We start from the raw sequence: 13823 nt of genomic DNA, 5'->3' as shown, positions 1-13823 counted from the left end.
AAGTAACCGTGTGCAGCAACGATGTTGTAGGTTTCTTCTTCTTGACCGAATTTGTAACCGTAGTTTTGGGATTCGGTTTCGGTGGTTTCACGCACCAAGGAAGAAGTTACCAAAGAACCGTGCATTGCAGAGAACAAGCTACCACCGAATACACCAGCCACACCTAACATGTGGAAGGGGTGCATTAGGATGTTGTGTTCTGCTTGGAACACGATCATGAAGTTGAAGGTACCAGAGATACCCAAAGGCATACCATCAGAGAAAGAACCTTGACCGATGGGGTAGATCAAGAATACTGCGGTAGCAGATGCCAAAGGTGCAGAGTAAGCTACGCAGATCCAGGGACGCATACCCAAGCGGTAGGACAATTCCCACTGACGGCCTAAGTAGCAAGCACATCCGATGAGGAAGTGGAATACTACCAACTGGTAAGGGCCACCGTTGTACAACCATTCATCCAAGGAAGCAGCTTCCCAGATGGGGTAGAAGTGTAAACCGATAGCGTTAGAAGAAGGAACAACAGCACCAGAGATGATGTTGTTGCCGTAGATTAGAGAACCTGCAACGGGTTCGCGGATACCATCGATGTCTACTGGAGGTGCAGCGATGAAGGCGATCACGAAGCAGACGGTTGCGGCTAAGAGTGTGGGGATCATTAATACACCAAACCAACCGACATAAATCCGGTTGTCAGTGCTGGTGATCCACTCACAAAACCGCTCCCATACGTTAGCGTTTTGACGCTGTTGTAAGGTTGTGGTCATTTTGTTATAATTGCTTGGAGTGTTTACTGATTTATTAGGCGTGATTGCGACTCACGCCTGTTTCATTGACTATACATCCACTTGCGTAGATTTAATGAGCGAACTTAGCATTTCTTAATGATTGCACGATTAAATTTACTGCTCATAATTATGAAAGTTAACAATATTCTAGTTGTTAAATCTGTGAAATCATATACTTTATCATATTAAAAATCAAAGTATATATAAGGAAGACTTCCTTCGGGAGCGAATAACCAAACAGCGTAGAAGCATAAAGGAACAAATACCAGTTTGAGAGGCCAGTTGAATTCTAGCTTGAGCCTACCCTGGAAGAGATAATTTATACACATTACCATAGCTAAAATTAGCATCATCCAGGTAATTTGATGGGGGCTAGTATTCAGGGCTTCTATATAGACTTTTTGATTAAATTGGGCATCAGCAGTATGGTTCCAAAGGTGCTGAAATACCCAAGAAGATGCTTGCAAATTTGGGAGACGAAACCAAATCCAGGAGGTAAAAACCATCAATTGGGTTAACAGCCAAGCGATAACGATACCTAGAGGATTTTGCCAGAATTGTGCTAATTTTTCATAGCGATCGCTCATGGCATCAGTCAAGCGATGCACCACTAAAGCTAAACCGTGATAAACACCCCAAACAATAAAACCCCAAACAGAACCGTGCCAAATCCCCGCAATCAGCATGACAATAAATAAATTCCAGCAGGTGCGAGTTAACCCTTGACGAGAACCACCTAAAGGAAAGTAGACATAATTACGCAACCAGTCGCCTAAAGTTATATGCCAACGTCGCCAAAATTCAGCGATGCTAGTGCTGAAGTAGGGAAAATCAAAATTTTCTGGTAGCACTAACCCAAACAGTAAAGCACTACCACGGGCAATATCTACATAACCGCTAAAATCTAAATATAACTGCAAGCCATAGGCAAAAGTAGCCAGCCATAAATCAGTGCTACCAGCGCGTTGCAGATTACCAAAACATAAATCGACAAAAATGCCGAGGTTATCTGCCAAAATTCCTTTTTTTACTGCCCCCCTAGAAATTAACCACAAAGCTTCTGCAACTTTATCAATAGTAGGAAATTCCAGAGAGTTGAATTGATTACCTAGATTGTGATAGCGCGTAATCGGGCCAGAAATTAATTTTGCAAAAAATAATTTGTATGTGGCAAATTGCAGAAATTGATTAGTAGCTGGCGCACCACGATAGACATCGACTAAATAGGCAATACATTCAAAAGTGAAAAAAGAAATGCCCAAAGGAGCAACAATTTTTAATGCCCCATCTGGTGAGTTGACTGGGATATCAAAAATTAACTGAATTACACCATTTATATACTTAAAACCCAAGAGAATTATTACATTTATACTTATACCCATCCATAACAATTTCCAGCGTCTGCGGTTCCAATCTATAGTGGCAAATTGCCATTCTTCATTAGATATTTGCCAATCTGTATTATGTTTTCCTGGGGAAGTATTTTTCCCGATTTCTCGCCCTAGCTGAAAGTTAATAAACGTCAGAGTTAATAACAGTGGTATGTATTGAAGACTGAGAGTTGCGTAGAATATCAGACTAGCAATTAGTAAAGTCCATAGCCGCATTTGCTGACGGACGACATACCAATAAATACCCAAAGCACTGAGTAGGAAAAAACAGTAAGTGATAGATATAAAGTTCATGTTTTAGTTATTAGTTATCAGTCATTAGTCATTAGTTATTAGTTTTTCTCCTGTGCTTATTCAGTTAGCTTACTTTACAGGCCAGGGAATCATCGGATCAGTGGCTAGTTTTTGCGAGACTTCGTAAGCACCAAAACGGTTAAGGTGACTAGGATCAGAAAAATATTCATTGGTTTTTGGCCAAAGTTGACTGATATCTCGATAAATAAAATTGGGACTCGTGGCTATTTGTAACATATAGTTTTGAAATTCTTGTTCATGTTGGCGACGAAATGAATCTAAGTATTCGGCGGTGAGAGGTAGATTAATAAAGACTAATTGAATGTTTTGCGACTTGGTAAACTGCAAAACATTTTGTAGGGCTGCATCTTGCTCACCTCCTAGGTTAAAATCCTTATAATCGTTATCGTATTTACCAATAACTCGCGCATATTTTTGATAATATCTCGCGGGATTAAACCGCACAGATAAGGGCAGGAAACCATCAAAATCTACTGCGTGTAATAAAAGATTTTCGTCTGGGGAATTTTCGATTTTAGTTGTTTGTGATTGGTCGTTTTGAGATGCAATTAATACAGGCAAAGACTCTAGTTGTTTTTGGAGTAAAGCTTTGACTTGGTTGCGGTTTTGGTAAGTAGTGGAAACTGTACCCAGAATTTGATTGAAAGCTTGATTAAAAGCTTGATAGGGGTTGATATTTGGCTGTGGTGTGGTATTTTGTCCGGTGGTCGAATTTCCTGGAGTTTCGCTATTGCTAGAGGTTTGAGCTTGCTGCAAGACATATTCATAACCCTGAGATGCAGCGATCGCCTGAAATGTTAAATCTTCACGACCACTATTAAAAGCACGGGAACCATCAGCCCACAAAATTAATTTTGGTAACTCGGATGGTTGCAAAACTTGGCGAATTACAAAGTCTACAACTTGGGCAGTTGCGCCGTTAATGCCAAAATTAAATACATCCAGATTGGCATAACCTTGACGTTTTAAAGCTTTAGATAAAGCCATTGGATCAACTCCCCGCAAGGCACGGGAAGAACCAATAATTAACACATCGGCTGGTTTGCCATTTCTAGCTATGCGCTGTCTGTATAAAGCTAATTGCTCATCTAATTGTCTAACATTAAAACTGGGCAGAGAAGACCGCGCCGCTAACAAAATTGCCGTAGCATTAGCTTTTTCTCTTAAAGGTGCGGCGTTTAAAGTTGGCGGTTGGTTGTCGTCTTCTTGAGTAAAACCAGAAGCATTAAAGGCGGCATTTTGCGGCTGAGAACTACTGGTAAAAAATGCTGTTCTCTGGTTTTGGTGATTGCTTTCCCTCAAAGATGACTTAGCTGGAGAGGATGAGGAGGGTGAGACATTGTTAACCGATGCTGTAGTTGGTAGGGTGCGAGTCACAATGTAACCCAAAATCCAATCAGTTTGCAGAGTCAGCAACAAGCCTAAAGTACCCCAAACCAAAGCAACTTTTAGACCTTGAGAATCAGGAATTTGGTTGACTGATTGATTAGTTTCGATAAATAACTGAGTATTCAACAGCCATTTTTTCCAAGTAGTTGTGGCAGTTTCTAGCCAATCTTGAGCAACTTTGCTGACAAAACTGTGAACTTCTTCTGTAGTTAAATCAGGGCGGAAAATTGCTTCGTCGTTGTCTTGGGTAATTAAGTCGCTGACATATTCAGAAGTAGCCGCAAATTCTGGGGTAGCTTCGGGAACTAAGCGTTGACGCTGGGCTAAATCTACACCATGATGCCAAAAAGGTTCTTTATTACCGGCGCGTCTACCGTAAACCCGCACCCCAGCAATACCAGCGATATTAAGTTGGCGAATAAACTGGGTAACTTTCGGGGCTACTTGCTTGCGACTGGGACAAATGGGTGCATCACACATGATGTGGTATAAATCATCTTTGCGCCGCAGCAGCACCCGTAGACCGCCTGTTTTGAGTCGCCGATCTAAATTAGGATTAAGTAGGCGTTCGAGTAAGAAAATAATAGCAGGTTCATCACCTTCTGCTGCTAATTCCAAGGCTGGGGTAGCCAAAGCCGGATATTCGTTGGCAGGTAAAGTCAACCAATCAATCCATTGTGGTTGTTTGTCATCTGGAGTTTTTTGTCCGTAAATCGTAGCGGCGAGAATAGCTTGCGGGGCGATCGCTTCGAGTTGCTGTGATATCTTTTTGATACATAAGGCTTTATCTGGTGCCGAGGCATCTTCTAAAGAGTTAGCAAGCGGTAGGCAAAAAATATGTAAAGTAGATTCTTGGAGAGAAACTTGGACAGTAATTTGTAAATCGGATAAGACTGCGGTTAACAGCCGGGCGATCGCTTGCACATCACCCCACCGCGCCCATTCCTTCAGCATCACCTCTGGCGGTGTCAAATCAATTCGTAACCGCCAATTATGATTTGTCTCGCCAGTAATTTGGGAAACAATCACCGCATCCTGATAGCCAGCTAACTTTAATTGTCGCAATTGCTGGGCTACTGGTTCGGCTATCAAGGAAGGATCGGGACTGTAATTTGACTGACAAAGTATCCACAGCCGATCAGATGTATTGTCCTCACTAGACTCATCCTGCTTAACTTTTACCCGTACCCCCACACCCATCGCACTCAGGGTTTCACTGAGATAACGGGCGATCGCATTGGGATCACCTCGCCGTGCCAAACTTTCATTAGAAAGAATCAGCGCGCCACCAGGGGCTTTAGCAGCATCCGCTAATAAAGCTAGTTCTACCTGTTCTAAATGGCGATCTAGTTGATTTAAGTAGACTCTGTGGCACCATTGGGGACGATATTCCCCCTTCTTTCGCCCGTAGACGAATACTTGGTATATTGAGGGTTGTTCACTTTTGGTTAAAGCATCTAAATCTGTTTGCTGGAGTGCATGAAGCAAATCGGATAAAGTACGCCAGCGTTGAGGACACTTCTCACCTTCACACAAAATATGAAGGTCATTTCCCCGTAATCGGACTTTTACCCCAACAGAGTTAATCCCTGTTGCTTGGCTTACCCATTGCAATAAGGATTGCTGGCTATCTGATCGTAATTTTTTCATGGGCAGTTAACTCTGAAGCAACACAGTGAGTAGGGAGTAGGGGAGTGGAAGCGAAAAACTCATGACTCATGACTAATGACTTGTTTTTTTATCTATAGCCAGGGGGTTGAACATTTGTGACTTTTGACTGATTGTTGGGGGGTAGTACCTGCACTTGTAAACTAGAACCATAGGTCTATCACATTTTGCTATTTTTTGTTAACACTTTTGTTACCTTTTGGGCTTGCTAACTGAGACAGAATAGTTGTATACGGTTGCAAGTCATACAGATTTTGAGTTTTGCGTTTCATTCTACTCTTTGACCATTTACTAACAACAAAACAATGCCTCCTATTACCCAACAGTCCCAACATGAATCAGGATTGAATTTGGTTGTCTTCAGCATTCCCCAATCTTTCCTTGTACAAATCGGTTCAGCGTCTATACTACTGCTGCTGACCACCGGAAAAGTGACAATAAAAGCCCTAGAATCTTTAGGACAAGCCAGTGAGGAAATATTTCGCGGCGATCGCCTGCCAATTCTTCCCTTTCCAGAGGACAATGAAATAAAGTCACACAGATAAAAATTATACTTGCAAAAAAATGCTCCCCGCGATGTCAACTAAAAACCCAGCAAAATCAACGCCAAGCAGACTGCATCAGCCTTTTGAGTTTTGACTGTAATTTTTGACTTCCGCGTAGCGGCACTAGCCTGACAACCGTTGGACAGCAATCGGCTTTACTAGAGAAACAATATGAGTTCTGTTTTATACTCTTTATCTGAATCTGCCAATTTATACCCCGCCTCAGAATTATTTTTGCGTCGTCGTCTGCAAATCGTCGAAGAATTGTGGGAGTCCGTACTCCGGCAAGAATGCGGGCAGAATATGGTAGAGTTATTGCGGCAGTTGCGTGACTTGTGTTCCCCAGAAGGACAAGCCACAACAGACCAAGCCACTTCTGCTGTGAAGTTGATTGAACAGTTAAATATTAACGAAGCCATCCGGGCAGCACGGGGTTTTGCGTTGTATTTTCAGTTGATCAACATCATAGAGCAAGAATACGAACAACGGCAGCAATTAACCCGCTATTCTGAAGTGGAACCAGAACCACCCCATCGGGAAAATACTCACAATATCACCTATTCCTCTAACCAAAATGAAGATGATTGCACTAGCAATGGTGCAGGAGGAATGGATTGGCTGACCAAAAACGGTGCTTCTAGGGAGCAAAATAAACAAAGAGGCACATTCGCCGCTTTATTTCCCCTATTACATAGGTTGAATGTCCCCCCCCAACAAATTCAACGTTTGATTTCCCAGTTGGATGTGCGCTTGGTATTTACAGCCCACCCCACAGAAATTGTCCGCCACACCATCCGCGATAAACAACGCCAAGTAGTGAAACTACTACAAAAACTAGATGCTGTAGAAAATCACACTCAGAATGGTGGTGGCTATCCTTGGGAAGCAACAGAACTACGGGAAAAATTACTAGAAGAAATTCGCCTGTGGTGGCGTACTGATGAACTGCACCAATTCAAACCGACGGTTTTAGATGAAGTAGATTATGCTTTGCACTACTTCCAAGAAGTGTTATTTGATGGCATTCCCCAATTGTATAAACGCTTCAAGTTCGCTTTGGATAAAACATTTCCTTGGCTAGAACCACCCAGTAAAAATTTCTGTGCCTTTGGTTCTTGGGTAGGTTCAGATAGGGATGGAAATCCATCTGTCACCCCGGAAGTAACTTGGCAGACAGCTTGCTATCAGCGCAAAATGGTGCTAGAGAGATATATCAAGTCAGTCAAACAGTTGATAGAGTTACTGAGTATCTCTATGCACTGGAGCGACGTTTTACCAGATTTGCTGGAGTCCCTAGAGTTAGATCAATCGCAGTTAAGTGAAGTTTACGACGCGCTGGCTTTAAGATATCGTCAAGAACCTTATCGCCTGAAGTTATCTTATGTTCTCAAGCGGCTCGAAAATACCCATGAGCGTAATTTAGCTTTATATAAGGGCGAAACTCCCACCAACGAAGATAGCCCCATGTACCGTTCCGGGGCGGATTTTTTGGCAGAACTGCGGTTAATTCAGCGTAACTTGCAGGAAACTGGTTTAAGTTGCCGCGAACTCGATAATCTCATCTGTCAAGTCGAGATTTTTGACTTTCACCTCACCCAGTTAGACATCCGCCAAGAATCATCTAGACATTCGGATGCTGTGAATGAGATTCTGGAATACTTGCAAATCTTACCCCAATCTTACAACGAACTCTCAGAAGCACAGCGCGTTGAGTGGTTAACTCAGGAACTGCAAACCCGTCGCCCATTAATCTCAGCAGAATTGCCATTTTCTGACAAGACTAATGATGTGATTAAAACCTTCCGGGTAGTGCGATCGCTACAGCAAGAATTTGGGGTGAACATCTGCAAAACCTACATCATCAGTATGTGCCGTCAGGTAAGCGATGTGCTGGAAGTTTTGCTGTTAGCGAAAGAAGCCAGATTATTTGACCCGGCGATCGCAGTCGGTACAATTCAAGTTGTACCATTATTTGAAACCGTGGAAGACTTGCAACGTTCCCGCAGCATCATGCGAGAACTGTTTGAACTACCTTTGTATCGCGCCTTGTTAGCTGGTGGTTACGCCGTACTTAACGGTACTCAAGAAAATCTTCCCCCCTCTCCCCATCTTCCCCTGCCAGCAGAAACTTTTCCCCTCACCCCCGACTTACAAGAAGTGATGCTGGGGTATTCTGACAGTAACAAAGACTCTGGCTTTTTAAGTAGTAACTGGGAAATTCACAAAGCCCAAAAATCCTTACAGAAAATTGCCGAAGAATACGGCGTAAACCTGCGAATTTTCCACGGTAGGGGCGGTTCTGTAGGACGGGGTGGCGGCCCTGCCCACGAGGCAATTTTGGCACAACCAGGGCATAGTATCAACGGACGCATCAAGATTACTGAACAAGGAGAAGTCTTAGCTTCTAAATACTCCTTGCTGGACTTGGCTTTATACAACCTGGAAACCATCACCACGGCAGTAATTCAGGCTAGCTTACTACGGACAGGGTTTGATGACATCGAACCTTGGAATGAGATTATGGAAGAATTCGCCGCGCGATCGCGCCAGCATTATCGGGCTTTAATTTACGAACAGCCCGATTTTATTGACTTCTTCCACCAAGTCACCCCCATTGAAGAAATTAGCCAGCTACAAATTAGTTCTCGTCCCGCCCGTCGTCCCTCTGGCAAAAAAGATTTAAGCAGTCTCCGCGCCATCCCTTGGGTATTTAGCTGGACACAAACCCGCTTTTTGCTGCCTTCGTGGTACGGTGTCGGTACTGCGTTACATGAATTTTTGAATGAAGAACCAGAAGAACACCTGAAATTACTGCGCTACTTTTACCTGAAATGGCCATTCTTTAAGATGGTAATTTCCAAAGTGGAAATGACACTGGCAAAAGTAGATATGCAAATGGCGCGTCATTACGTGCAGGAATTATCGAACCCAGAAGACAAACCCCGCTTTGAAAAGGTATTTGAGAAAATCGCCAGCGAATACTATCTCACAAAGGATTTAGTCCTCAAAATTACCGCTCATAATCGCTTATTAGATGGCGATCCTGTGTTACAACGTTCTGTACAGTTACGCAACGGGACAATTCTCCCCCTTGGTTTTATCCAAGTTTCCCTCCTCAAACGTCTGCGTCAGTGCCGCAATATTGCCACCTCCGGCGTAATTCATTCTCGTTACAGCAAGGGTGAGTTACTGCGAGGTGCGCTGTTAACGATTAACGGCATTGCTGCGGGGATGAGAAATACAGGTTGATGGTTGACGGTTGACAGTTGACAGTTGACTGTTGACAGTTGACTGTTGACTAATAACTAATGACTAATGACTAATGACTAAACATCCTGTTTTAATTTGTACTTTTTTAGCACTCACATCAGGGTTTTTCGGCGGTTATATCGGCGGACAAATCACCTTAATGGCGCATAGCCAAAAGTGTCAAAATCAGCCTTGGGGTTTACAACAAATGTGTCAAGCTTGGATGACACCCGGCGCAACATGGCAAGGTAGTACAAGAGGGATTTGGACAGGGACAATTTTAGGTGCTGTTGCTGGTGGTTTGGTAATACGAGAAAATCGTCATTAGTCATTAGTCATTAGTCATTAGTTTTTCTCCCCTGCTCTCTCCGCTCCCCTGGTTTCCCTGTTCCCAGTCCCCAAAAGCAGCATCACTGGTAATATATACCTATAACTTTTAGAGAAAATTACCATGTCTGCTGAAACTCAAGAAGTAAATTCCACTACTAAGGGTGCTGATGCTATTGATGAAGCGATCGCTAAAGGCATCGATTTTGATGGTACGCCAATTCCTACTGCCAAGCTAGACCTATACAACAAAGTCATGGCATTAGAAGCAAACAGACAACGTAGTGGTGTATCTAATACTATGCGTTCTCGTATTGTCCGCATCGGTGCCAAACATATCCCCCAAGCAGAACTAGAGCAATTACTAGCAGACGCAGGTTTCGCACCCCTGAAGGAAAAAGAAATTGCCTTTTTCTACGGCGGTAAGTAATTTTATGCGTAGGCTACGCCTACGCATCATGTTGAGGCATATTTTCACCGTTTTGAGCAACTAAGTCGCGCGGAGGTGGAGTCAATGTTAGACATCACACTGAAACAAACAAGGGTTTATCGAGAAATTAAGGAAGAAGGACGAGAGGAAGGACGAGAAGCGACGGCTAATATTATTATCCGACAGCTAACGAAGCGATTGGGAGAAATCCCCCAAGATGTGCTTTCTGTGGTTGCGGGTTTGCAATTACCCATGCTGGAAGAGTTGGGGGAAGCGTTGCTAGATTTTAGCAGTGTAGCTGATTTACAGGCTTGGTTGCAGGGGCGAATTAGTTAAACATACCAAATGCTTAGAAGCTGTCCTGATTGTCTCCAGACATTGCTTGTGATAATTTTAGTATTCTTGCGTAGGGTGTGTTAACGCAGTAACGCACCTGATTTATCTCATAGGCAATACATGATACCCATTGATAAATTTAACGTTCTACAGGAGGCTGTCTCACCAGCCAAACCAGCGTACCGCCTGTAATTGCACTAAAAACTGTAAAGGCTAACCTATACTAAATACAACGATATTTTAACTGATTTATCAAGGCGATCGCTGTTAAAATTTAACTGGGAATAACTCAACTTAAAATACTTCTATTATTTATATTTATGAGTTAAATTGTAAGTGGATTTTAGATTTCGCTGATGGAAGCATCTAAATGGAAATACTTATTGAATCTACGAAGGAATTTGAACAAGATTTAGATAAATTTAGCAATAAAGATAAATTTAAAATTATTAAAAAACTCAACCGTTATGTTGAGTTACTATCAAAAAACCGCAGTATTTTAGAAAATCAAGCTTTTAAACTGAAAGAAATTAAGCTGAGTGATGATTTTGATTCTTCTCTTTATGCCTTAATTATCAATAAAGATATCAGATTAATAGTAACTATTGACGATGACCCAATTTTTGATACAACAGTAATAACATTATTCAGGGTTGTCAACACTGAAGATGCTTGCAAAGCATATAGTTCAGTTGCCGAGTCTCTCTACCAAGACTTTAGCGTTAAATGCCGAGAAATTGAGGTAATTTCTAGTTAATGTCACGGATTAAACCCCTCTTAGATGAGCATGGTGTTATCCACGAAGCTATGGAGATTTTACCAGATAATCTCAAAATAGATTTTCTAGAAGCTTTGGCTGAATTAGAAGATAATGAATGTCATAGAACTAGAAATTTTCCCAAGACAAGACTGCGTAAAGTGAAGGGAATTAAACAAGCAATATACCGTGCTGATATTGATAAGTTATCTGGCTGGCGGATTCATTTACAATATATTGAAGGTAAAATTCATTTAAGTGACATTATCGAAGGTCAACGTCATGATGATGTGATTGAAGTGATTAAATCGAAAAAATATAGATATGAGTAGTTTAGTGTTAAGAAAATAAGGACTAAAGTTAGTTAGTAGGGTGCGTCAGGATGAAGATTTTCTTGGTATAGCCAGGGTTTATCGTACTGACGCACCCTACATTTTGGAGATTTTTTATCTGGAAGTGCTTAACTACGAAACTTGCTAAGAAAATAAGGACTAAAGTCCTTACTACGAACTTTTTATTAATTGGGAATGCTACGTTTAATTCACGCCTTTACCAATCACTATATAACTAGATATCACAAATAATTAAAAAATTCTCCTGGTACTAATGTGAGTTCACCAGATTTAAACCGAGCAATATCTATCCACAGTGCTGTATGCTGATGATGTTCAGACTCAGAAAATACTAAACTTTCTAACTGATAAAATTTAGCATCAGCGAAATCGCATTGATAAAGTTGAATTATTTCATGTCCTTGTCTACCATTGTATATAAATATATTTTCTATACAACCTAAGTAGCGAATATTAGTTAACTCGGCTTGAATTTCTTCTTGAAATTCTCTTTTTAAAGCTTGTAAGCTAGTTTCGCCAAAGTCAACACCACCACCCAAAGCACGGTAAAATGTTGATTGTTTTACAGGGTCATAACCTTGAGATACAAAAATTCTTTGTTCATGCTGAATTAGTCCCAATGCTATCACCCTGATCATACTTTCTTTACTCATTTATGTGATTAATTATCGTAAATGGAGTAAGCGCGGGTGTCACTATCTACGACTGGCCAATCTTCATTTTCGCCGCCAATATACAATTGTTCAATGGTGACGTATTCTTGACTGAGTTGGGTGAGAGCATTGATTAAAATATCTAAAGCGATCGCATCACTTGTTCCTAAGTCAAACCAACAACGCGCCCATTGTCCATCATACTCAAATTCACCCATGTTGTGCATGAGTGCCAGTAAGCTTTTATCATAGCCTTGAGCGTCATAATCCATATAACTTAAATCGAGTCCAGTTTCCTGAACTTGCAGATTTTCGGCGTTAAATCCACCTAATTTACCTAAGTAAAACCAAGAATTAAACACCTCTTCTACATATTTTCTTTCATGTTCCGAAGGGATTGTACTAAACTTCACCCAAATCCAAACATCAAACGGATTAAATTCACGAAATTGAATGTGCATATTAGTCATTAGTCATTAGTCATTAGTTATTAGTCATTAGTTATTAGCTTTTCTCTCCTGCACCCCCTCATCCCCCTCATCTTCCTCATCTCCCTCATCCCCCTGCTTGCCTTCATCTACTTGATAGGTTTAAACTATTAACAGCACTCTTGCGTTCGCGTTCAATTTGTTTAACCAACTCTTTGGGGAGTTGAGATTTTTTGGTTAAGGCTTTGTCAAAGTTAGCGATCGCATCTTGGATTAATTGCTGACTTTTAGCTTGTTTACCCTGTTCTTTGAGTATTTGCGCTTTTAAATAATACAACTCTGGGTTGCCTGGTGCAACTTTTAAGGCACGGTTAGCGTAACGTAAAGCTTGAGAGTATTGTTTCAAATCTCGATAGGCGATCGCAATTCCCCGCACTGCTAAATACTCAGGTGCAGCATTGTTTTCTAACCGTGCAATAGCTTCATCTGGACTCGCAAAGGGTAAACTCACCGCCAGCATCAAATCCATGTAACCCTTGATTAAATTCAATTCAGGGTCTTGAGGTGAAATCGCTTCTGCTTGCTCTAAATATTGATAAACTTGTCTTAGCCGACTCAACGCTTTGGGTGCGCCTTTGATTGTTCCTTCACGGGTGAGATCAACTGCACCTTCTAAAAAATGACCTACGGCAGTGTATATACTACCACGTAAGTTGTCATTAGTCAATAATTTCTGTCCAGTTGCTAGAGTTTTGCGGCTGTAATTATCTAGACCTGCCAAATCTCCATTAATGTAAGCTAGAGAAGCCTTCATCGCATAAACTAAAGGTTCATCTGATTCGGTTGAGGCTGCTTGTTGGAGATAACGCTGTGCGGCTAGATAATCGCCATTGTAAAAAACTGCTTTAAAAGCTGCTTCTGTATTGTCGCCAATTTTACGAGGTGCATTAGTGCGGAAGGGATCACCGGCGAGAGTGGGATTTACTCCTAAATTGAGAGCGATCGCCACGCCTACAGTCATTTGCGCTAGCCTTGTTAGTTGGGGAAGTCTCCGCCTTGGAGAATCAAAAAACTTTTTAGTCATTACCAGCCTCAGAAAAATTGCGGTTGAAATTGTTTTATCTACTACTTAAAATATGCTAGAGAAGCCACTAAAAAATGCGTATTGTGCGTTTACAATACACAAATCAATTAGAC

General features: G+C 41.6%; 12 protein-coding genes and 1 pseudogene. 7 read left to right on the top strand and 6 right to left on the bottom strand.

The window, feature by feature from the left end:
* The 3 genes and pseudogenes from A3775_RS17515 to A3775_RS17505 all read right to left on the bottom strand — a co-directional run.
* Positions 1–764: pseudogene (locus tag A3775_RS17515) on the bottom strand (photosystem II q(b) protein); the annotation flags it as partial.
* 206 nt (positions 765–970) lie between these two features.
* A complete protein-coding gene (locus A3775_RS17510) occupies positions 971–2470 on the bottom strand; it encodes an MBOAT family protein (RefSeq protein ID WP_066426032.1) in 1500 nt (499 codons plus the stop codon).
* Between the two features lie 69 nt (positions 2471–2539).
* Positions 2540–5530, bottom strand: a complete 2991-nt coding sequence (locus A3775_RS17505) for a DUF1574 family protein (RefSeq protein ID WP_066426030.1) — start codon at positions 5528–5530, stop codon at positions 2540–2542.
* Between the two features lie 323 nt (positions 5531–5853).
* On the opposite strand from A3775_RS17505, the gene A3775_RS17500 reads away from it, so the two are divergent.
* The 7 genes from A3775_RS17500 (at position 5854) to A3775_RS17470 (ending at position 11524) form a co-directional block, all read left to right on the top strand.
* Positions 5854–6093 carry a hypothetical protein gene (locus A3775_RS17500; protein WP_066383508.1) on the top strand — a complete coding sequence of 80 codons (240 nt, stop codon included), beginning with the start codon at positions 5854–5856 and terminating at the stop codon, positions 6091–6093.
* A 171-nt stretch (positions 6094–6264) separates the two neighbouring features.
* On the top strand, positions 6265–9342 hold the full coding sequence (gene ppc / locus A3775_RS17495; RefSeq protein WP_066383505.1) for a phosphoenolpyruvate carboxylase: 3078 nt from the start codon (positions 6265–6267) through the stop codon (positions 9340–9342).
* A gap of 73 nt (positions 9343–9415) precedes the next feature.
* Positions 9416–9670 (top strand): hypothetical protein, encoded by a 255-nt coding sequence (locus tag A3775_RS17490; protein ID WP_066383503.1) that lies wholly within the window; start codon positions 9416–9418, stop codon positions 9668–9670.
* A gap of 123 nt (positions 9671–9793) precedes the next feature.
* Positions 9794–10099, top strand: coding sequence for a DUF4090 family protein (locus A3775_RS17485; protein WP_066383502.1), 306 nt, complete (start codon positions 9794–9796; stop codon positions 10097–10099).
* A gap of 84 nt (positions 10100–10183) precedes the next feature.
* On the top strand, positions 10184–10435 hold the full coding sequence (locus A3775_RS17480) for a DUF4351 domain-containing protein (RefSeq protein ID WP_082803777.1): 252 nt from the start codon (positions 10184–10186) through the stop codon (positions 10433–10435).
* 370 nt (positions 10436–10805) lie between these two features.
* Complete coding sequence (locus A3775_RS17475; protein ID WP_066426028.1) at positions 10806–11192, top strand: hypothetical protein; 387 nt, start codon at positions 10806–10808, stop codon at positions 11190–11192.
* Positions 11192–11524 (top strand): hypothetical protein, encoded by a 333-nt coding sequence (locus A3775_RS17470; protein WP_066383497.1) that lies wholly within the window; start codon positions 11192–11194, stop codon positions 11522–11524. Before A3775_RS17475 ends, A3775_RS17470 begins: the two co-directional genes overlap by 1 nt.
* Before the next feature lie 242 nt (positions 11525–11766).
* On the opposite strand, the gene A3775_RS17465 is transcribed toward A3775_RS17470, so the two are convergent.
* From A3775_RS17465 to A3775_RS17455, 3 genes are all read right to left on the bottom strand, one after another.
* A complete protein-coding gene (locus A3775_RS17465; RefSeq protein WP_066383495.1) occupies positions 11767–12198 on the bottom strand; it encodes an NUDIX hydrolase in 432 nt (143 codons plus the stop codon).
* Between the two features lie 8 nt (positions 12199–12206).
* Entirely contained in the window at positions 12207–12659 is a 453-nt protein-coding gene (locus tag A3775_RS17460; protein WP_066383493.1) for a DUF3531 family protein, read from the bottom strand.
* A gap of 112 nt (positions 12660–12771) precedes the next feature.
* Positions 12772–13710 carry a Sll0314/Alr1548 family TPR repeat-containing protein gene (locus tag A3775_RS17455; RefSeq protein ID WP_066383491.1) on the bottom strand — a complete coding sequence of 313 codons (939 nt, stop codon included), beginning with the start codon at positions 13708–13710 and terminating at the stop codon, positions 12772–12774.
* Positions 13711–13823 lie beyond the last annotated feature (113 nt).

The sequence above is a fragment of the Anabaena sp. 4-3 genome, assembly GCF_001597745.1.
Classification (GTDB): domain Bacteria; phylum Cyanobacteriota; class Cyanobacteriia; order Cyanobacteriales; family Nostocaceae; genus Trichormus.
Note: the sequence above shows the minus strand (reverse complement) of the source record. Positions and strands in the feature narration are given on the sequence as shown.

Coding starts and splice junctions, on each gene's coding strand:
- A3775_RS17510 (WP_066426032.1), bottom strand. CDS start 2,470: ATGAACTTTATATCTATCACTTACTGTTTTTTCCTACTCAGTGCTTTG.
- A3775_RS17505 (WP_066426030.1), bottom strand. CDS start 5,530: ATGAAAAAATTACGATCAGATAGCCAGCAATCCTTATTGCAATGGGTA.
- A3775_RS17500 (WP_066383508.1), top strand. CDS start 5,854: ATGCCTCCTATTACCCAACAGTCCCAACATGAATCAGGATTGAATTTG.
- ppc (WP_066383505.1), top strand. CDS start 6,265: ATGAGTTCTGTTTTATACTCTTTATCTGAATCTGCCAATTTATACCCC.
- A3775_RS17490 (WP_066383503.1), top strand. CDS start 9,416: ATGACTAAACATCCTGTTTTAATTTGTACTTTTTTAGCACTCACATCA.
- A3775_RS17485 (WP_066383502.1), top strand. CDS start 9,794: ATGTCTGCTGAAACTCAAGAAGTAAATTCCACTACTAAGGGTGCTGAT.
- A3775_RS17480 (WP_082803777.1), top strand. CDS start 10,184: ATGTTAGACATCACACTGAAACAAACAAGGGTTTATCGAGAAATTAAG.
- A3775_RS17475 (WP_066426028.1), top strand. CDS start 10,806: ATGGAAATACTTATTGAATCTACGAAGGAATTTGAACAAGATTTAGAT.
- A3775_RS17470 (WP_066383497.1), top strand. CDS start 11,192: ATGTCACGGATTAAACCCCTCTTAGATGAGCATGGTGTTATCCACGAA.
- A3775_RS17465 (WP_066383495.1), bottom strand. CDS start 12,198: ATGAGTAAAGAAAGTATGATCAGGGTGATAGCATTGGGACTAATTCAG.
- A3775_RS17460 (WP_066383493.1), bottom strand. CDS start 12,659: ATGCACATTCAATTTCGTGAATTTAATCCGTTTGATGTTTGGATTTGG.
- A3775_RS17455 (WP_066383491.1), bottom strand. CDS start 13,710: ATGACTAAAAAGTTTTTTGATTCTCCAAGGCGGAGACTTCCCCAACTA.